Source organism: Solirubrobacter phytolaccae, assembly GCF_027587195.1.
Classification (GTDB): domain Bacteria; phylum Actinomycetota; class Thermoleophilia; order Solirubrobacterales; family Solirubrobacteraceae; genus Solirubrobacter; species Solirubrobacter phytolaccae.
In genome coordinates this window covers 1-19,242 of the sequence record NZ_JAPDDP010000082.1, presented here as the reverse complement: position 1 = coordinate 19,242, position 19,242 = coordinate 1, and the positions used below count along the sequence as shown (strand labels likewise).

Below are 19,242 nucleotides of genomic sequence, written 5' to 3'. Positions count from 1 at the left end.
CTCAGCATGGACACGACAGGCTTCTTCGACTATCCGACGGAGCCTTCGCAACCCGCCGAGCACGGCCTGCCGGGCTTCTTGAGCGGACGTGGCGAGGAGGACTGGGCCATGCTGCTCGACCACTCGGAGACGCGGCTGTTCGCGCCCGGCGAGGTCATCCTCAGGCAAGGCGAGCAGGATCGCGCCCTCTACCTGCTCGTGACGGGCTGGGTGAAGGCGCCGTCCGGCGTGGTGCACCCGATCACGACCCTGGGCGAGTCCGCCTTCCTCAGCGGCGCGCCACGCACGGTCTCCATCGAGGCCATGAGCGAGGGTGAGATGCTGCGCCTGAGCTTCGACGGCTTCGAGGCGCTCGCCGCCCGCAACCCCGCGCTCGGGCGCGACATCCTGCTCGACCTCGGTCGCATCCTCTCGGCACGGCTCCACGCCACGGGCGAGACGACGCCGGGGTGGACCGGGTGACCGCGTTCCCGAACTACACCCAGATCCCGAGCCGGATCCCGGTCAAGGTCTGGCACGGCATGCGGGCGGGAAGCATCGTCGCCGCGCTGATCCTCGCGGCCCTCCTGATCGCCGCCCCCGACACCGGCCTCTTCCTGATGTGGAAGGTCGTGATCCCGCTCCTGCCGCTGCTGTTCCTGACCGTCCCGGGCCTGTGGCGCAACCTCTGCCCGCTCGCTGCCTCCAACCAGACGCCGCGCGCGCTCGAGTTCACCAAGGCACTCACCGCGCCGGATTGGCTGAAAGAATACGGCTACGTCATCGCCTTCAGCCTGTTCATCGGCTTCGTCGTCCTGCGCAAGCTCGGCCTCGACGACAGCGGCGCGTACTCCGCGCTGCTGCTCCTCGGCGCGATGGCCGCCGCCTTCACCGGCGGGATCTTCCTCAAGGGCAAGAGCGGCTGGTGCAGCACGATCTGCCCGCTGCTCCCCGTCCAGCGCATCTACGGCCAGACGCCGCTGCTGCTCGTGGCGAACGCGCACTGCCAGCCGTGCGTCGGCTGCGTCAAGAACTGCTACGACTTCAACCCGCGCGCCGCCTACCTGGCCGACCTCCACGACCAGGACACGTACTGGAGCGGCTACCGCAAGTACTTCGTCGGCGCGTTCCCCGGCATCGTCCTCGGCTTCTTCGCGGTCCCGGTCGAGCAGATGGCGCTCACCACGGCCGTCAGCCTCGCCGTCTTCGCGACGCTGATCACGTTCTTCAAGACGAGCGCGCACACGATCACGACCGTCTTCGGGGCCACGGCGTTCGGCATCTTCTACTGGTACGCGGCGGACGTCGGCCTCGACCCGCTGACCTACGCGCTGCGCGCCGCCGCGATCGCGCTCGCCGCCACCTGGCTGTACCGCACGCTCGCCAAGGAGCAGCCGTTCCTGGACAAGGCGACCGCGAAGCCGGCACCGGCCGCGCCCTCGAGCGCCCCCGCCGCGCTCTCCAGCGCCCTCAACCGGGCAAGCGGCCCGCAGGTCACGTTCCTCCCGGACAACAAGCGCGTCGCCCCCAAGCCGGGGCAGACCCTGCTCGAGGTGATCGAGGCCAACGGCCTGCCGATCGAGGCGGGCTGCCGGATGGGCATCTGCGGCGCCGACCCCGTCGCGATCAAGGACGGCATGGCCTGCACGAGCGAGATCTCCGACGACGAGAAGGCCACGCTCGAACGGCTCGGCCTGGCCACCAACACCCGCATGGCGTGCTGCGTGAAGGTCACGGGCCCGGTCAGCGTCCAGCTCACGCCGGAGAAGCCAGAACGGCCGCGCGTGTCGCAGGTCCTCGACTTCAACTGGGACCGCTCCGTGCAACGCGTCGTCGTGATCGGCAACGGCATCGCCGGCGTCACCGCCGCCGACCACCTCCGCAGACGACACCCCGCGACCAAGATCGACCTGATCGCGGAGGAGCCGCACCACCTCTACAACCGCATGGGCATCAGCCGCCTCGTCTACGGCCGCTCGGCGATGCAGGGCCTGTACCTGAACCCCGACGCCTGGTACGACGAGCGCGCGATTACGACGTGGCTGAACACGAGAGCCCTCTGGATCGATCGGGCCAACCGCGAGGTCGCGCTCGGCACCGGCGAGAAGCTCCCGTACGACCGGCTCATCCTCGCCAACGGCAGCCGCAGCCACGTGCCGAGCATCGACGGCTTCGGCGCCCCCGGCACCGGCGTCCTGCGCTCCGCCGCCGACGCCATGGCCCTGCGCGCCTACGCGCAGCGGGTCGGCTCCCGCCGCGGTGTCGTCGCCGGCGGCGGCCTGCTCGGCCTCGAAGCCGCCTACGCGCTGCACAAGCTCGGCATCCGGACGACCGTGCTCGAACGCGGCCCGGGCCTGCTGCGCCGCCAGCTCGACCAGCGCGCCGGCGAGCTGCTCAAGTCCTACCTGGAGGCGCTCGGCCTGGAGATCATCCTCGACGCCGAGGTGGACCGCGTCGACGCCAACGGACGCCTGCGCGGCCTGGACCTCAAGGACGGCCGCACGCTCCCGGCCCAGATCCTGCTCGTCGCGGCCGGCATCGAGCCCAACGCGGAGCTCGCGCGCGACGCCCAGCTCGCGACGCACCGCGGCGTGCTCGTCGACGACCACATGCGCACCGAGGACCCGCACATCCTCGCCGCCGGCGACGTCGCGGAGTTCGACAAGCAGACGCCGGGCCTCTGGCCGACCGCGGTCGCGCAAGCGGAGGTCGCCGCCGAGAACGCGGCCGGGGGAGAGAAGACGTACGTCCCGGCGCCGCCGGTGACGATGCTCAAGGTCGTCGGCGTGGAGCTCGCGAGCATCGGGCGCTTCGAGCCGCAACCGGACGACGAGGTAATCGTCCACGAGGGCGCCGGCACCTACCGCAAGCTGCTCGTGGCGGACAACCGGATCGTCGGCGCGATCCTCCTCGGCCCGGGCAACGACGTCGCGAGCCTCCGCGCCGCGATCACCCAGGGGCGCGAGGTCGACGTCGCCGCGCTGCGCCGGAATACGCCTCAGCTCGCCGGCGTCTAAGCCGGCATGCAGCCGAAACTCCTCCTCCCGCTCGCGGTCGCGGCCCTGGTCCTGACGGTGCCCGCAGCGGCCAACGCCGCGATCACGACGCAGGTCGCCGCGGGCACGCTGACCATCACCGGCAACGAGGCGGACGACAACGTCATCCTCGCGGTCAACGCCCAGGGCCAGCTCACGAACAACTTCGGGGCGGCCAACGGCTTCTCCGACAACACCGACTTCGACGCGACCCAGCCCAACGCCCAGCCGATCGTCAGCGGGACGGTCGGCGTGGTGGCCAACCTCGGCGCCGGCAACGACGCCATCAACCTCTCCGCGGCGGACCTGAACAACTCCACGCTCAGCGGCGAGGCCGGCGACGACATCATCGTCGGCTCCGACAACGCGGACACGATCAGCGGCGGCGACGGCAACGACCGCATCACGGGCTTCCGCGGCGGCGACGCGATCAACGGCGACGCCGGCAACGACGTGATGATCTGGAACAACGGCGACGGCACCGACTCCAACACGGGCGGCGGCGGCGTCGACGAGACGCAGGTCAACGCGAGCCAGATCACGGACGGGATGACGGTCAAGACCGCCCCGAACGGCTTCCGCTTCGACCGCGTCACGGCGGTCACGTTCGGCATCGACATCATCGACGTCGACCGGCTCGCGATCAACGGCTTCGGGGGCAACGACACGCTCGTCACCGACCCGGGCGTCACGCTCCCGATGACGATCGACGCCGGCTCGGGCGACGACACGATCACCACCGGCGACGGCGCCGACCTCGTCAACGGCGGCGACGGCAACGACGCGCTCAACGGCGGCGAGGGCGGCGACCGGATCATCGGCGACCGTGGCGGCGACACCTTCAACGGCGGGGGCGGCGACGACACGACCGTGTGGAACAACGGCGACGGCAGCGACCTGATGAACGGCGACGGCGGCGTCGACCGCGTCGAGGTCAATCTCAGCGCCGCGGACGAGGTCTCCACCTTCAAGCCGGAGAACGGCCGCGTGCGTTACGACCGCCTCACGCAGGTCGCGTTCAACCTGAGCATCGCCACGGCCGAGTTCTTCGAGCTCAACGCGCTCGGCGGCAACGACACGCTGACCAGCTCGCCCGGCACCGGCCTGCCGATCGTCGCCGACGGCGGCGCGGGCAACGATGTCTTCAACGTCCGCGACAACCTCGCGGGCCACTTCTTCGGCGGCTCGGGCACCGACAGCGCCACGATCGACAACGAGGACACGACGGTCGACATCGAGGCGGTCGCCAAGCCCGCGGTGACGCCCGCGCCCGCTCCGGCCCCGGGCGCCGGCAAGCCCGACAAGACGGCCAAGTACAAGAAGGGCGCCGCCGCGATCAAGCTCAGCTGCCCCGCCGGCACCGCGGGCTGCAAGGGCACCGTGACCCTGACGTACAAGAACCGCCGGATCGGCCGCGCCACGTACAACCTCGCGGCCGGCCAGACCAAGACCTACAAGGTTAAGGTCTCGCGCAAGCCGACCAAGCGCAAGCCGCTCAGCGTCAAGGCGCGCGTCTCGAGCGACGCCGGCGCCGACCGGCAGTACGCGCTGAAGCTGGTGCTTTGATGTAACGCATGCAGGATCTGGACCGTCGCGGCCTGGCCACCCTCGCAAGTGGCCACGCCGCGGCGGACCTGTGTCAGGGGTCGATTCCGGCCCTGATTCCCTTCCTGGTCTCGCAGCGCGGCTACTCGTTCGGCGCGGCGGGCGTGCTGCTGCTGGTGGTGACGATCGGCTCCTCGATCATCCAGCCGGTCTTCGGGGCGCTCTCCGACAAGCTCCAGCTCGCGTGGCTGATGCCGGTCGGCGTCGCGCTCGCCGCGGTGGGGATCGCGGGCGCCGGCGTGGCGGACTCCTTCGCCCTGACATGCGTGTTGGTCGGTCTCGGGGGTCTCGGCGTCGCCGCCTTCCATCCCGAGGGCGCGCGCTACGCCAACTACGCGAGCGGCTCGCGAAGAGGCACCGGCATGAGCCTGTTCAGCGTCGGCGGCAACACCGGCTTCGCGCTCGCGCCCGTCCTCATCACGCCCGCCGTGCTCGCGGTCGGGCTGAACGGCACGCTGATCGTGGCCATCCTGCCCGCGATCGTCGCGCTCGTCCTCGCGTTCGAGCTGCCGAAGCTCAAGGCCCGCAGCGCGCAGGCCGCACAAGCCGTCGCCGCCGGCAAGACCGACCACAGCGACGACCAGTGGGGCGCCTTCGGCACGCTCGCCGGCGTCGTCTCGATCCGCTCCGGCGTCTACTTCGGCCTGCAGTCGTTCGCGCCGGTGTGGCTCATCCACACCTACGGGTTGAGCGAGGCGGGAGGCAACACCGCGCTCGCGGGGATGCTGTTCGCGGGCGCGCTCGGCACGCTCGTCGGCGGCCGACTGGTGGACCGGATCGGGCGCCGGAAGGTCCTCGTCGGCTCGATCATCGCCCAGATCCCGCTGCTGACCGCGTTCATGCTCGCGCCCGAGGGCATCTCCGCGGGGATCCTGCTCGCCTGCATCGGCTTCGTGACCGTGATGTCGTTCAGCGTGAGTGTCGTGATGGGGCAGGAGTACCTGCCGAGCCGGCTCGGGATCGCGTCCGGCGTCACGCTCGGCTTCTCGATCGGCGTCGGCGGCGTGTTCGCCGCGCTGTTCGGCACGGTCGCCGACCAGGCGGGGCTGGAGACCGTGATGTGGATCGTCGCCGCGCTGCCGATCGCCGGCTTGGCGCTCGCGCTCACCCTGCCGCTCACGGCGACAGAGGCGAGAATCAGCCGCCCAGGACCCGCTGCGACAGCCAGAACAGGCCGATAGCCGCGGCGGCGGAGCCCGCCGACGCGGTCGCGAGCTTGGACCACTCGAAGCGCCGCGTCCACAGCAGCACCGGGAAGACGACGGCGATGATCAGTGCTTGGCCGAGCTCGATGCCGAGGTTGAAGCCGATCAGCGCGCTGACGATCGGCGTGCCGCCGGGGAACGTGACCGCGCCGGCGAACCCGAGCCCGTGCAGCAGGCCGAAGGCGAACACGACCCACAGCTGCTTGTCGTTCTCGACGCCGAGCACCTGCATCGCGGCGACGTAGACGATCGACGCGGCGATCAGCGGCTCGACGATCTCGCTCGGCACGCTGACCACGCCGAGGATCGCCAGCGCCAACGTGACGCTGTGCGCGACGGTGAACGCGGTCGCGAGCTTGGCCACGTCGCGGAAGGTCTTCGCGCCGAGCAGCAGGATCACGAGGAACACGACGTGGTCCCAGCCGAGCACGATGTGCTCGACGCCCTCCTCGATGAAGTGCAGGAAGCCCGGCGGGTCGTCGGCGCGCAGGACGAGGTTGTCCGGGTCGAACATGAACGTGCCCGACTGGCCGCCGAGCTCGAAGCGCGCGAGGCTCTCGTTCGGGACGGCGTAGCGGACCGAGAACGGGCCGTCGGCGTTCGCGCACTGGAACTGGAGGACGAGCCGGAGGTAGTCCTGGCCGCTGCGCCGCTGTGAGGAAGAGCCGACCAGCTTGCCGTCGCAGCGCTCGCCGTCGCTGGAGATCCGCACGCGCGGCAGCAGGTAGGCCGAGAGCGTCGCCTTGTCGCGCCCGTCCGCGAGCGTGTACAGCGCCTCGGACTCCAGCCCGAGCACGTAGTCGACGCGGTCTCCGTCCTGCACGATCTCGTGGTAGCCCTGGGTCGTGAAGTGCGCCTGCGCGGTGGCGGGGAACACCAGCAGGAGAAGTGAGAGCAGGAGGAGACGCTTCATGGCGGCCCGCAGTTGATCACCTGTTCGGCCGCAGGGCTGTTACCGACTTGATAATCCCATTCGACGTTCACACGATGCTCACGAGTTGCCGTTTAGCGGCGGCTGGACTGGGGCATCGTCATGCCCCGCCTTCACGCCGTTCTCATCACCGCCATCGCGCTCGCCTTCGCCGGCTGCGGCGCCCAGAGCTCGTCCTCCGACGCCGGCTCGCCGCGCGCCGCGACCGCCGGAGGCGCTGAAGGCGGCACGGTGCGCGTGGCCGTCGGCCAGCGCGCCGGCAACCTCGACCCGCACGACTACGCGGGCCTTTTCCAGGTCCAGGACCTGCTGTTCGACGGCCTGGTCAAGTACGCCAAGGACGGCGAGATCGAGCCGAGCCTCGCCGAGTCCTGGGAGGTCAGCGAGGACGGCAAGACCTACACGTTCACACTGCGCGAGGGCGTGACCTTCACCGACGGCGCGCCGGTCGACGCCGCCGCCGTCGAGTGGAACTTCAAGCGCTGGGCGGGCAAGGAGGACACCTCCTGGCTCGGCCTCTCGCGCGCGTTCAAGGCCATGAAGGTCGTCGACCCGAAGACGTTCGTGCTCGAGCTGAAGCAGCCGTACCCGCCCGCGCTGCAGGAGCTCGCCTACATCCGCCCGGTGCGCCTGCTCAGCCCGAAGTCGGTGGACGAAGAGGGCCTGTACACCAAGCCGGTCGGCACCGGCCCGTGGGTGCTGGAAAAGTCGGACCGCAACGGCGCGTCCTTCACCCGCAACGAGCACTACTGGGGCACCAAGCCCAAGCCGACCCGACTGGAGCTCGACGTCATCCCGGACGCCCAGACGCGGCTCTCCGCCCTTCGCGCCGGTGACGTCGACATCATCGGCGGCGAGTCCACCGCGCCGCTGACGCCACGCAACGCGCTCGCGCTCAAGAACGCCGCCGACGTCAAGCTCGTCACCGAGACCGGCACGGGCACGCTCATCCTCGGCTTCAACGAGGCCAAGGCGCCGTTCAACGACCAGCGCCTGCGCACCGCGGTCAACAAGGTCATCGACCGCAAGGCGATCGCCAAGGCGCTGTACTTCGGGTTCGGCGAGCCCGCCGGCAACCTGTTCCCGGACTCGGTGCCGCTGGCCGGCGCGCGGCAGGAGATCCCGGCCGTCGACAAGGCCGCCGCGGCGCAGCTCGTCAAGGCGGCCGGCTACGGCCCCGACAAGCCGCTGAAGGTCACGCTGCTGAGCTCTGAGGACGCGATCCCGGGCGGCCGCGCGATGGCCGAGGTCATGCAGAGCGCGCTGAAGGAGATCGGCATCCAGGTCGAGGTCCGGCTCGTCGACCACGCGACCCGCCACAAGGAGATCGCCAAGCGCCAGTACGACCTCGCGTTCTACGCCACCTACGCCGCGCCCTACGACCCGTACGGCTCCTTCGGCGCGGTGTTCGACAGCCGCACGGAGATCGGCGTCGACGGCAAGATCTTCATGAACGCGAAGGAACTGGACCCGCTGATCGACACGGCCTTCGCGGCCACGGGCGACGAGCGCGAGCCCGCGTTCGAGGCGATCTACACGTACCTGCGCGAGCAGGACGCGTTCGTCCCGCTCGTCTACACGTCGCGCATCTGGGCCCACGGCAAGAACGTCCAGGGGCTGGAGCTGCCGGCGACCGAGTACGAGCTGCCGCTGCACACGCTGTCGGTCACGAAGTAACGCCGTGGCGCGCTTCATCCTCCGCCGGATCGCCACCGCGGTGCTCGTGCTCGCGGTGGCGTCGGTCGCCGTCTTCACGCTCGTGACGCTGGCCCCGGGCGACCCGGCGCAGATCGTCGCCGAGCGGCGCTCGTTCGGCGCCGACCGCGAGATGGTGGAGCGCGTCCGGGCCGAGCTCGGCCTCGACCGCCCGCTGCCGGTCCGCTACCTGGACTGGCTGGGGGACGTCGTCCGCGGCGACCTCGGCACGTCGCTGCGCACGAACGGCGAGATCTGGGCGGAGCTGCGTGAGCGCACGCCGACGACGGTCCTGCTCGTGGTCGGCGCGACGCTGTTCGCGCTGATCGCGGGCGCCGGGGCGGGCGTGCTCGGCGCGCTGTTCCCGAGCGGCCTGCACGACCGGCTCTCCCGCACGGCCGCGCTCGTCTCCGTGTCCATCCCCAGCTTCTACCTCGGGGCGCTGCTCGTGCTGCTGTTCGCGGTGACGCTGCGCTGGCTGCCGGCCGAGGGCGTGAGCGGGCCGAGCTCGTGGCTGTTGCCGTGCATCACGCTCGGCCTCGCGAGCGGCGCCGTGCTCTCACGCGTGGTGCGCGTGGGCCTCGCCGAGGCCGTCTCCTCCCGCTACGTGACCACCGCGATCAGCCGCGGCCGCTCCAGACGTATGACCGTGCTGCGCGACGCGCTGCCGAACGTCGCCGTCCCGACGCTCACCGCGCTCGCGACGCAGATCGGCGTGATCATCACCGGCGCGATCGTGATCGAGGCCGTGTTCTCGTGGCAGGGCGCCGCGATCTACTTCCTGGAGGCCGTCAAGTTCCGTGACTTCCCGGTCCTGCAGGCGTGGCTGCTGCTGTTCGCCGCGCTGTTCGTGACCATCAACACCGTCGTCGACATCACGACGCGGGCGATCGACCCGCGGCTCCGTCGCGCGGTCGCGGAGGGGATGTCATGAGAGGCGTGCTGGTGATCGTGGCGGTGTTCGCGCTCGTCGCCCTGCTCGGCCCGGAGCTCGCGCCCTACGCGCCCGACGCCACCGACCTGAACGCGGTGCTGGAAGGCCCGAGCGGCACGCACCCGCTCGGCACGGACGACCTCGGTCGCGACACGCTCTCGCGCCTGCTGTTCGCCGCGCGCACGTCGCTCACCACGGTGGCGCTGGTGCTCGCGGGCGCGCTCGGGTTCGGCGTGCTCGTCGGCTCGGTCGCCGCCATGCGCGGCGGGCTCGTCGACGAGGTCCTGATGCGCGTGACCGACGTCGCGCTCGCCGTCCCGAACCTCGTGATCGCGCTCGCGATCCTCGGCTTCCTCGGTCCGGGCGTGACCAACATGGTGCTCGCGCTGATGCTCGCCGCCTGGCCCGCGTACGCGCGGCTCTCGCGCACGCTGATCGTCTCCGTCAAGCGCCGACCGTACATCGAGGCCGTCCAGCTGATGGGCGCGCGGCGCGGCTGGATTCTGCGCAAGCACCTGATCCCGGCGGCGCTCGGCCCGGTGCTCGTCTACGCGACCGCGGACGCCGGCTTCATCGTCGTCTCCGTCGCGACGCTGAGCTTCCTCGGCCTCGGCGTCCAACCGCCGACGCCCGAGTGGGGCCAGATGCTCGTCGCCGGCCTGCCGTTCATGGAGACGAGCCCCGGCCTGGTCATCTATCCCGGCCTGGCGCTCACGCTGCTGGTGATCGGGTTCAACCTCGCGGGTGAGCGGGTCGCGCTGGACCGCGTCCCGCGCGTGCTCTCCAAGCGCAAGCTCGCGCGCCGGCGCGCGGAGGCCCTGGCATGACGCTGGTCGCCGAGAACCTGACCGTCCGCCTGTATCCGGCGAAGGGCGCCGTGCACGCGGTCAACGACGTCTCCTGGCACCTCGAACCCGGCCGCACGCTCGCGATCGTGGGGGAGAGCGGCTCGGGCAAGACCGTGATGTCGCTCGCGCCGCTCGGCCTGCTCCCGCCGGGCGTGAGCGCCGACATCAGCGGCTCGCTGACCCTCGACGGCACGAAGCCGACCCTTGGCAGCGACGTTGGCGTCGTCTTCCAGGACCCGCCGAGCGCGCTCAACCCGCTGCGGCGCGTGGGCTCGCAGGTCACCGACGCGGCCAAGCTCCCCCGCAAGCAGCGGCGAGCCCGCGCGATCGAGCTGCTGGAGCTGGTCGGCCTGCCCGACCCGGTCCGCGCCGCCGACGCCTACCCGCACGAGCTGAGCGGCGGCATGCTCCAGCGCGCGATGATCGCCGGCGCGCTCGCGGGCGACCCGCGCGTGCTGATCGCCGACGAGCCCACCACCGCGCTTGACGCGAGCATGCAGGAGCAGGTCCTCGACGCGCTCGCAGACCTGCAACAGCGGCTCGGATTGGCCTTGCTGCTGATCACGCACGACATCGGCGTCGTCGCCCGGATGGCCGACGACGTAGCCGTCATGTACGCCGGCCGGATCGTCGAGCAGGGCCCGGCCTCCCGCGTCCTACAAGCGCCCGAGCACCCGTACACGCAAGGCCTGCTCGCCGCGGTCCCGGCCGCCGACGTCAAGTCCGGCACACGGTTCGTCGGGCTCGAGGGTGCCCCGCCCGACCTGACCGAGCGCATCCGCGGCTGCGCGTTCGCGCCGCGCTGCCCGCTCGCCCTCGATGTCTGCTCGACCGACCGCCCCGAGCTGGTCGACGGCGTCTCCTGCCACGTGAGGACCCATGCTCGTAGTCGATGACGTGCGCGTGCGCTTCGGCGCCATCACCGCCGTGGACGGGGTCTCGCTCACCCTCGCGCCGGGGGAGATCCTCGGCCTGGTCGGCGACTCCGGCTGCGGTAAGACCACGCTCGCCCGCGTGATCGTCGGGCTCGAGCGGCCGGAGAGCGGGCGGGTCTTCCTCGACGGAGAGGAGCTGCTCCCGAAGCGGCGCGAGCTGCGCCGGCGCGTCCAGCTCGTCTTCCAGGACCCCGAGTCCTGCCTCAGCCCGCGCTGGACGATCGGCAGGACGCTTGAGGAGCCGCTGCAGGTCGCGGGCATGGGCAACCGGCGCGAGCGCGTCGCCCGCGTCGGCGAGCTGCTCGAGCTCGTCGGCCTCCCGCAGGCGTTCGCGGCGCGTCAGCCGCGCGCGTTGAGCGGCGGCCAGCGCCAGCGCATCGGGATCGCCCGCGCGCTGGCCTCGTCCCCCGACGTGCTCGTGTGCGACGAGCCCGTCTCCTCGCTCGACGTCTCCGTCCGTGCGCAGGTGATGAACGTGCTGCTCGACCTGCGCGAGGAGCTCAACCTCAGCGTGCTGCTGATCGCTCACGACCCGGTGCTGGTGCACCAGGCTTCCGACCGAGTGCTCTCCATGCGAGCGGGAGCGCTCCAGCCAGGCTGACGACGAGCGCCTCGGCGGCGACGACGCCGAGGCCGAAGCCCAGCAGCGCGTCGGTCGTGGGCACGTCGACGGCGACCGCGAGCCCGTGCGCCAGCGCGAGGACGAACACGGCGTACACCTGCGGGCGGCCGCGGATGCCCAGCACCGGCAGCGCCGCGACGCCGACGATCGAGGCGACGGTGACCAGCTCGAGCGTGCGCTCGGGCACGTTGACGATGCCCTCGACGGCGAGCACGAGCGCCACGAGGGTCGCTCCGACGGCGGTTGCCGCGAGCGTCCCGAACTCCCGCACGCCGCGCGCGCCGAGCAGCAGGATCGCGAGGAACAGGACGTGCTCCCAGCCGCCGATGATGCTCTCGAAGCCGTCGCGGACCCAGCGCGGGAACTTCGGGCTCGTCGACTCCAGCAGCGTGTGGTCGGCGTCGAAGCGGAACGTGCCGCTCGCGCCGCCGAGCTCGTAGTCGGTGACGTTGGTGACGAACGTCTCGTTGACCAGCTCGAACTTCCCGGCCTCCTTCGGGCACGAGAACCGCATCTCCACGCGCGCGAACGGCTCGACGCCGTCACGACGGATCGGGGTCGCCTCGTGCATGCCTCCGGGGCACGACTCGGCGTCGACCGACATCCGCACGTTGTTGGCCATGTAGCCCGCGATCTGCTCCTTGGTCTCGCCGCCGGCGAGGCTCGTCAGCTCCTCACCGGGGATGCCGAGGGTCCAGGAGATCCGGGTTCCGTCCTGGCGGACCTCGGAGGTGCCCGGCTTGTCGACCTCCGCGGCGGCGGTCGCGGGGAGCAGCAGGGCGAGCAAAAGCGCGAAGACGGCGGTTCTCATGACGGCCGCCACTCTCTCAGCGACTCGTGATCGTCCTGTTACCGGGTCGTGACGTAACCGTCCGGTAACGGGCTCAGGGCCCTCTCATACAAGACTCGCGGCGGTCACACCGAACCATCACCCAAGGAGGGTCATGAACGCACCGGTTGCACACCGGGCGCTTCTGGGCGCAGCTCTGACCGCGGCTTTGTTCGCGGCAGGCATCAACGTTGCCCAATCGCAGAGCGAACCGACCCCGGCCTACCCGGCCGCGGAGAAGCACAAGCCGACGACGCTGGCGGACCGCATCGTGCTCACGCACGAGGCTAACCCGTCGAACTCGCAGTCGGTCACCTGGCGTACGGATACCACCGTCAAGACCGCTCAGGCGCAGATCGCGAAGTCCGCCGGGGGGCCGGGCTTCAAGTCGAGCGCCACGACGGTGCTGTCCACGCGCGACGTCCAGCAGACCTCGAGCCTTGGTGCCGCGACCGTGTTCCACACGGTCCGCTTCACGGGCCTCGAGCCGAAGACGCAGTACCTGTACCGCCTCGGCGACGGCACGAACTGGAGCGAGTGGTACGAGTTCGAGACCGCCGCGGCCACGGCCGAGCCGTTCTCGTTCGTCTACTACGGCGACGCGCAGAACGACATCCAGGAGCATTGGTCGCGCCTGGTGCGCAAGTCCTTCTCGGACGCGCCTGAGGCCAAGCTCTACGTCCACGCCGGCGACCTCGTCGACACGTCGAACAACGACGGTCAGTGGGGCGAGTGGTTCAAGGCCGCCGGTTGGATCAACGGCATGAAGCCCAGCATCGCCGTGCCGGGCAACCACGAGTACAGCGGCACGACGCTGGCCCCGTACTGGCGCACGCAGTTCGCGTTCCCGGACAACGGTCCGACGACGGGCGGTACCCAGGCCGTCCTCGACGCCCTCAAGGGCACCGTGTTCTACACGGACTACCAGGGCGTCCGCTTCATCGCGCTCAACTCGAACGTCTCGGCCGTCGCCTCCGCGCTGCGTCCCGAGTTCCTCAAGATCCAGCGTGACTGGCTCGAGGGCGTTCTGCAGAACAACCCGAACAAGTGGACGGTCGCGACCTTCCACCACCCGATGTTCTCGACGGCCGAAGGCCGCAACAACCCGGATCAGCGTGCCTCCTGGCTGCCGATCTTCGAGAAGTACGGCGTCGACCTGGTCCTCCAGGGTCACGACCACTCCTACGGCCGTGGCAACATGGCCCAGGGCACCACGACCCAGACCGGCACGTCGATCTACGTCGTCTCGGTCTCCGGGCCGAAGATGTACGAGGCCAACGACTCGAACTGGACCACCAACGGCGCGATCGCCAAGAAGATCGGCATGAACACCCAGCTGTTCCAGGTGATCTCGATCGACGGCGAGAAGCTCGTGTACAAGTCCAAGGACGCCACCGGCAAGCTCTACGACGACTTCACGATCGACAAGCCGGCCAACGGCCCGAAGGTCATCACGGAGAACCTCGAGAGCACCAAGCCGGCCAACGTGGGCGGCGCCGTGCCGAACACGCTGTCGCTGTCGCTCGGCACGCCGGGCACGCTCGGCACGTTCGTCCCGGGCATCGGCAAGAGCTACGAGGCCACCACCGAGGTCACGGTCACCAGCACCGCGGCCGAGGCCACGCTGTCCGTCGTCGATCCGTCGACGAACAACCCGGGCAAGCTCGTGAACGGCACGTTCGCGCTGGCTCAGCCGATCGAGGCCGCCGTCAACGGCGCCTTCGCTCCGGTCGCCGGCACGCCCGTCGCTCTGCACGCGTGGGCTGGGCCTGTCTCCAACGACAAGCTCAACCTGAAGTTCAAGCAGACCATCGGCGCCAACGAAGCGCTGCGCACCGGCTCCTACTCGAAGCCGCTGACGCTGACGCTCTCGACGACCACGCCGTAACGCAGTCCACGCGCGTCGGGCCCGCCCTGAGAGGGAAGCGGACCCGACGGGCGTTCAGCTGATCGCCGCCGCCGCGCACTCGTGCAACGCGGCGGCGATCTCCTGCTCCCGGCGCACCGACACCCGCCCGCTCCCGCACGACGCGCTGAGCAGGCTCCGCGCCCCCGTGGCGCCCGTCGCCGCGACCGCCGCCTCGAGGCGCGCCGCCCCGTCGCGTCCGTTCTCGGCCCGGTGCGGTTGGACGACGCCCCACATGATCCGGGTACCGCTCGCCAGCAGCGCTCGCACGGCCTCCGCGTCCACCGGCGCGAGCGACAGGTCGAACGAGAAGACGTCGGGCCGAGCGGCCGCGACGACGCCCCACGGAACCGGGCCGCACAGGTGCAGGCCCCACGCGGGAGCGACCGCGCGCAGCGGGTCCCAGGCGGCGTCCACGTCTTCGGTGCCGAACACGTGCAGCGCCGGCTCGTCGACGATCAGCAGCGCCTCGTAGCCGCGCTCGGCGAGCGCGCGCACCTGGCCACCGGCGTTCGCCGCCAGCCAGGTCGACAGCTCGTGGGCGAGGGCCAGCGCCTCACGCCGCGAGAGGGTGCCACCGGCACGCTGCAGGGCGCACGCCAGCGTCGCCGGGCCCGTGACCTGCAGCTTGACGACGCCGTGCGCGGCGGGCGTCCGGGCCAGCCGCGCGAGCAGCGCGTCCCAGGCCCGCGGCCGCTCGCGATCACGGGCCGGCGACCAGCCGCAGCGGCCGGGGTCGGCCCCCAGCCACTCGCTGATCATGTCGCCTTCCAGCCGCGGCAGCTGCGGGCAGAACGGGATGTCGTACGCCGTGAGCACGTGGTCGACGGCCGCCGTCACGTCCGTGAACGGGAGGCTGCCGACCCCGGTGGTCGCCCACGGCGGGAGGTTCACGCGCGCACCGCGGCACGCCGGCGCCGCGCGGCGGCGACGAGGTTCGTGAGCGCCGGGCGCACCTCGGCCCAGCCGCGGGTCTTCAGGCCGCAGTCGGGGTTCACCCACAGCCGCTCGCGCGGGATCCGCTGCTCGGCGAGCTCCAGCAGCCGCTCGATCTCGTCGGTCGACGGGATCCGTGGCGAGTGGATGTCGTAGAGGCCCGGCCCGATCTCGTTCGGGTAGTCCAGCTCGCCCGCGAACGCGTCCAGGACCTCCATGTCCGACCGGGAGGCCTCGATCGAGATCACGTCGGCGTCCAGGCGGACGATGTGCTCCATCATCTCGTTGAACTCCGAATAGCACATGTGCGTGTGCACCTGGGTGTCCGGCTCGGCGGTCGCGACCGTCAAGCGGAACGCGTCGACCGCCCAGCGCACGTAGACGTCCTGATCGGCGTGGCGGAGCGGCAGCCCCTCACGCAGCGCGGCCTCGTCGACCTGGATCGCGAAGCACCCCGCGGCTTCCAGGTCACGGACCTCGTCCTGGATCGCGAGCGCGATCTGCGTGCAGGTCTCCGAGCGCGGCTGGTCGTCGCGGACGAACGACCACTGCAGGATCGTCACCGGGCCGGTGAGCATGCCCTTCATCGGCTTCGTCGTGAGCGACTGGGCGTGCTGCCACCAGCGAACGGTCATGGGCTCCGGGCGCGAGACGTCGCCGAACAGGATCGGCGGCTTCACGCAGCGCGAGCCGTACGACTGCACCCAGCCGAACCGCGAAAACGCGAACCCGGCGAGCTGCTCGCCGAAGTACTCGACCATGTCGTTGCGCTCGGGCTCGCCGTGGACGAGCACGTCCAGGCCGACCGCCTCCTGGTGGCTGACGACCTCCGCGATCTGCCCCTTCAGGAAGCGCTCGTAGGCCTCCACGTCCAGCTCACCGGCCTTGTGCTCACGGCGCGCCGCGCGGATCTCGGCCGTCTGCGGGAACGAGCCGATCGTCGTCGTCGGCAGCTCCGGCAGCGGCACCCGCGCGCGCTGGGCGGCGTGACGGGCTTCGAAGGGCGCGCTGCGCTCGTAGTCGGCGGGGGAGAGCGCGCCCACGCGGCCGCGCACGGCCGCGTCGTTGGTGTGCGTGGAGGTGCGGCGCGCGCTGATCACGTCCCGCGCGGGCTCCAGCAGCGCGTCCCGGTCACCGGCGAGCGCGTCCGCGAGCAGCCGCAGCTCGGCGAGCTTCTCGTCGCGGAAGGCGAGCCACGGACGGATCTCGGCGTCGATCTCCGTCTCGCGCGCGGCCGAGTACGGCACGTGCAGGAGCGAGCACGAGGGCGCGATCGTGACCCGGCCTGCGCCGAGCGCGGCGACGGCGGCGTCGATCCGGTCGAGCGCGAGGTCGGGGTCGGTGGCCCAGACGTTGCGGCCGTCGATCACGCCGAGCGAGAGCCGCCCGGTGACCGAGGCGAGCGCGGCCTCGAGCTGCTCCGGCGCGCGCACGAGGTCGATGTGGATCTCGGCGGCGGGCAGCGCGAACACGACCGGGTCCGCGGGCGCGAAGTACGTGGCGAGGCAGATCTCGATCGGCGCCGTGGCGAGCGCGGCGAACACGTCGGCGTACGCGGCCGGCACGCCGTCGAGCGCCAGGCAGGGTTCGTCCAGCTGGACCTCGGTGGCGCCGGCGTCCGCCAGCGCCTGCAGCAGCTCGCGGTAGACCGGGACGAGCGCCTCCAGCGGCGGCTTCTCACCCTTGGCGAGCGTGAGGAACGTGTACGGGCCGATCACGACCGGCCGCGTCTTGATGCCCAGCTCCGCCGCCTCGCGCAGCGGGCCGGTCCAGTGGTCGGCGCGGAGCGTGAACGCCTGGTCGGCGCGCAGCTCCGGCACGAGGTAGTGGTAGTTCGTGTCGAACCACTTCGTCATCTCCAGCGGCGGCCGGTCGGCCGTGCCGCGGGCGTACGCGAAGTAGTCGCCCTCGGCCACGCCGAGCCCGAACGCGGTGTCGAGCATCTGGTCGTAGAGGCTGAAGTCGCCGGACGGGATCACGTCGATCCCGGCTTCGCGGGCGCACTCCCAGCTCGCGCGGCGCAGCTCCCGCGCCGTCGCCTCCAGCTCTTGGATGCTGCTGCGGCCGGCCCAGAAGGCCTCCATCGCGAACTTCAGCTCGCGGTTGGGCCCCACGCGGGGTAGCCCGAGAACGGCAGTACGTGCCATCGATCCTGCTCCTGATGATCCGAGCGGCCCATGCTCGCGAGGCCGCGGTTGTCGGTGCCCCTTGCCGGGGCGGAGTCGACAGGTCTTCGGGCTTGAACGCGATCGAGGCGGCCGCCTTCCCAGACCCTGAGGTCCAGTGGCAGTGGCCGCGCCGCACGTTCCCACCGCTGCGCGCCAGCTCCGGATTTCGAACCGGATTCCCTGACCCGTTGCTTCGGGTGCGATCGACTCCACCGGCAACGATACAGCGCGCGGCAGCGGTACTCTGGGTTGCGTGACGCAACCCGAGACGCGTGAGCGCACCTTCACCTGGGCCGACCCGATGATCACCGCCCAGGCCGCGGCCGAGCTGCCCGGGCTCGAGGCCATCCGCAAGATCGCGGCGGGCGAGCTCCCGCCGCCACCGATCGCGTCGCTGCTCGACTTCGAGATCGCACTGGTCGAGCCGGGGCGCGTGATCTTCGCGGTCGAGCCTGCCGAGTGGATGTACAACCCGATCGGCTCGGTGCACGGTGGGGTGGCCGCGACGCTGCTGGACTCGGCGCTCGGCTGCGCGATCCACACCGTGCTCGAGGCGGGGCAGCGGTACACGACCACCGACCTGCACGTCCGCTACGTTCGGGCGATGACCGTGCAGACCGGACGGGTGCTCGCCGACGCGAAGGTCGTGCACGCGGGGCGCAAGCTCGCGACGGCCGAGGGCCGGCTGTACGCCGAGGCCGATCCTGAGCGCCTGTTCGCCCACGCGACGACGTCCTGTCTCATCCTCTGAGAACCGTTTTCGTGTCCGGTGGCAATGAGCGGGCAGTGTTGTCCACGCTCGAAAGACCGGACGCGACGCTCATCGCCGCGTCCCTGACGGACCCGGCCGCGTTCGCCGCCGTGTTCGACCGCCATTGGGCGGGCATCCACCGCTACTGCGCGAGTCGCGCTCCGGCGGCCGGGGAGGACCTCGCCGCCGAGACGTTCCGGATCGCGTTCGACGATCGCGCGAAGTACGACTCGCGCTACGACGACGCCCGGCCCTGGCTGTACGGGATCGCGACGAACCTGCTGCGACGCTGGTTCCGCAACGCCGCCCGGCCGCTGACGCCGCTCGTGTCCCGCGAGGCGGGCTTCGAGGACGACGCGCTCGGCCGCGTCGAAGCCGCGGCCCTCGGCCCGGCGCTCGCCGCCGCGCTCGCCACGGTCGCGAGCGCCGACCGCGACGCCCTGCTCCTGCACGCCTGGGCGGACCTCACCTACACCGAGATCGCCCTCGCCACCGGCGTGCCCGTCGGCACGGTCCGGTCTCGCATCCACCGCGCGCGCACCCTGCTGCGCACCCACCTCGAGAGGAACCACGATGAACGAGCTTGAGTGGCTGAAGGATGCGCGCCCGGACACGCCGGAGCCCGACACGGCGGCGGCGCGAGCCGCGCTGGTCGCGCACATGGGCGTGGCGGAAGCCCCGCCGCACGAGCGGCTCGCCGCCGGCCACGACGGGCGCGCGCCCGCGCACGTGGGTACCGCCCGCGATCTCGCGGACTCCGACTGGCGTGAGGCCGCGGACGCCGAGTGGCGCGAGCTCGCCGCGCCGCGCGATCGGCGATGAACTGCTCGCCGTCGCCCGCGATCTGGATCTTGCGATGACCC

General features: G+C 71.2%; 17 protein-coding genes and 1 riboswitch. Of the genes, 13 read left to right on the top strand and 4 right to left on the bottom strand.

Features of this window, described 5'->3' with window-relative positions; genetic code table 11:
* Positions 1-6 precede the first annotated feature (6 nt).
* Genes OJ997_RS30330 through OJ997_RS30315 form a run of 4 tightly spaced genes read left to right on the top strand, consistent with a single transcriptional unit; the run spans position 7 to position 5,800 of the window.
* Positions 7-462: a Crp/Fnr family transcriptional regulator gene (locus OJ997_RS30330; protein ID WP_270029105.1), complete on the top strand. Its 456-nt coding sequence runs from the start codon at positions 7-9 to the stop codon at positions 460-462.
* Positions 450-2,996 carry an FAD-dependent oxidoreductase gene (locus OJ997_RS30325; protein ID WP_270029104.1) on the top strand — a complete coding sequence of 849 codons (2,547 nt, stop codon included), beginning with the start codon at positions 450-452 and terminating at the stop codon, positions 2,994-2,996. Before OJ997_RS30330 ends, OJ997_RS30325 begins: the two co-directional genes overlap by 13 nt.
* Before the next feature lie 6 nt (positions 2,997-3,002).
* Positions 3,003-4,580, top strand: a complete 1,578-nt coding sequence (locus OJ997_RS30320; RefSeq protein WP_270029103.1) for a calcium-binding protein — start codon at positions 3,003-3,005, stop codon at positions 4,578-4,580.
* A gap of 8 nt (positions 4,581-4,588) precedes the next feature.
* The gene (locus OJ997_RS30315; RefSeq protein ID WP_270029102.1) at positions 4,589-5,800 is read left to right on the top strand and encodes an MFS transporter; all 1,212 of its coding nucleotides are present in this window, start codon (positions 4,589-4,591) and stop codon (positions 5,798-5,800) included.
* On the opposite strand, the gene OJ997_RS30310 is transcribed toward OJ997_RS30315, so the two are convergent.
* Positions 5,757-6,737: a HupE/UreJ family protein gene (locus OJ997_RS30310; RefSeq protein WP_270029101.1), complete on the bottom strand. Its 981-nt coding sequence runs from the start codon at positions 6,735-6,737 to the stop codon at positions 5,757-5,759. The two genes, OJ997_RS30315 and OJ997_RS30310, sit on opposite strands and share 44 nt — an antisense overlap.
* 120 nt (positions 6,738-6,857) lie before the next feature.
* Between OJ997_RS30310 and OJ997_RS30305 the strand changes: the two genes are divergently transcribed.
* The 5 genes from OJ997_RS30305 to OJ997_RS30285 are packed head-to-tail and all read left to right on the top strand — an operon-like array spanning position 6,858 to position 11,768.
* Positions 6,858-8,432 carry an ABC transporter substrate-binding protein gene (locus tag OJ997_RS30305; protein WP_270029100.1) on the top strand — a complete coding sequence of 525 codons (1,575 nt, stop codon included), beginning with the start codon at positions 6,858-6,860 and terminating at the stop codon, positions 8,430-8,432.
* Between the two features lie 4 nt (positions 8,433-8,436).
* The gene (locus tag OJ997_RS30300) at positions 8,437-9,384 is read left to right on the top strand and encodes an ABC transporter permease (protein ID WP_270029099.1); all 948 of its coding nucleotides are present in this window, start codon (positions 8,437-8,439) and stop codon (positions 9,382-9,384) included.
* The gene (locus OJ997_RS30295; protein ID WP_270029098.1) at positions 9,381-10,211 is read left to right on the top strand and encodes an ABC transporter permease; all 831 of its coding nucleotides are present in this window, start codon (positions 9,381-9,383) and stop codon (positions 10,209-10,211) included. The genes OJ997_RS30300 and OJ997_RS30295 overlap by 4 nt, the downstream gene beginning before the upstream one ends.
* Positions 10,208-11,128 (top strand): ABC transporter ATP-binding protein, encoded by a 921-nt coding sequence (locus tag OJ997_RS30290; protein WP_270029097.1) that lies wholly within the window; start codon positions 10,208-10,210, stop codon positions 11,126-11,128. The genes OJ997_RS30295 and OJ997_RS30290 overlap by 4 nt, the downstream gene beginning before the upstream one ends.
* Positions 11,112-11,768, top strand: a complete 657-nt coding sequence (locus OJ997_RS30285) for an ATP-binding cassette domain-containing protein (protein WP_270029096.1) — start codon at positions 11,112-11,114, stop codon at positions 11,766-11,768. Before OJ997_RS30290 ends, OJ997_RS30285 begins: the two co-directional genes overlap by 17 nt.
* Here OJ997_RS30285 and OJ997_RS30280 read toward each other — a convergent pair.
* Positions 11,674-12,600 carry a HupE/UreJ family protein gene (locus OJ997_RS30280; RefSeq protein ID WP_270029095.1) on the bottom strand — a complete coding sequence of 309 codons (927 nt, stop codon included), beginning with the start codon at positions 12,598-12,600 and terminating at the stop codon, positions 11,674-11,676. The genes OJ997_RS30285 and OJ997_RS30280 overlap by 95 nt on opposite strands.
* 187 nt (positions 12,601-12,787) lie before the next feature.
* Here OJ997_RS30280 and OJ997_RS30275 point away from each other — a divergent pair, with 187 nt between their 5' ends.
* On the top strand, positions 12,788-14,506 hold the full coding sequence (locus OJ997_RS30275) for a purple acid phosphatase family protein (RefSeq protein WP_270029094.1): 1,719 nt from the start codon (positions 12,788-12,790) through the stop codon (positions 14,504-14,506).
* Between the two features lie 54 nt (positions 14,507-14,560).
* Here the strand turns inward: OJ997_RS30275 and OJ997_RS30270 are convergent, their stop codons facing one another.
* Positions 14,561-15,418, bottom strand: a complete 858-nt coding sequence (locus OJ997_RS30270; RefSeq protein ID WP_270029093.1) for a uroporphyrinogen decarboxylase/cobalamine-independent methonine synthase family protein — start codon at positions 15,416-15,418, stop codon at positions 14,561-14,563.
* Positions 15,415-17,607 carry a 5-methyltetrahydropteroyltriglutamate--homocysteine S-methyltransferase gene (gene metE, locus OJ997_RS30265; RefSeq protein WP_270029092.1) on the bottom strand — a complete coding sequence of 731 codons (2,193 nt, stop codon included), beginning with the start codon at positions 17,605-17,607 and terminating at the stop codon, positions 15,415-15,417. Before metE ends, OJ997_RS30270 begins: the two co-directional genes overlap by 4 nt.
* A gap of 60 nt (positions 17,608-17,667) precedes the next feature.
* Positions 17,668-17,851, bottom strand: a riboswitch (cobalamin riboswitch).
* A 30-nt stretch (positions 17,852-17,881) separates the two neighbouring features.
* Here metE and OJ997_RS30260 point away from each other — a divergent pair.
* From OJ997_RS30260 to OJ997_RS30250, 3 genes are read left to right on the top strand one after another with little or no spacing between them, the layout of a single operon-like run.
* Positions 17,882-18,379 carry a PaaI family thioesterase gene (locus OJ997_RS30260; RefSeq protein WP_270029091.1) on the top strand — a complete coding sequence of 166 codons (498 nt, stop codon included), beginning with the start codon at positions 17,882-17,884 and terminating at the stop codon, positions 18,377-18,379.
* A gap of 38 nt (positions 18,380-18,417) precedes the next feature.
* Complete coding sequence (locus tag OJ997_RS30255; protein WP_270029090.1) at positions 18,418-18,966, top strand: RNA polymerase sigma factor; 549 nt, start codon at positions 18,418-18,420, stop codon at positions 18,964-18,966.
* On the top strand, positions 18,953-19,201 hold the full coding sequence (locus tag OJ997_RS30250) for a hypothetical protein (protein WP_270029089.1): 249 nt from the start codon (positions 18,953-18,955) through the stop codon (positions 19,199-19,201). Before OJ997_RS30255 ends, OJ997_RS30250 begins: the two co-directional genes overlap by 14 nt.
* Positions 19,202-19,242: the final 41 nt, after the last annotated feature.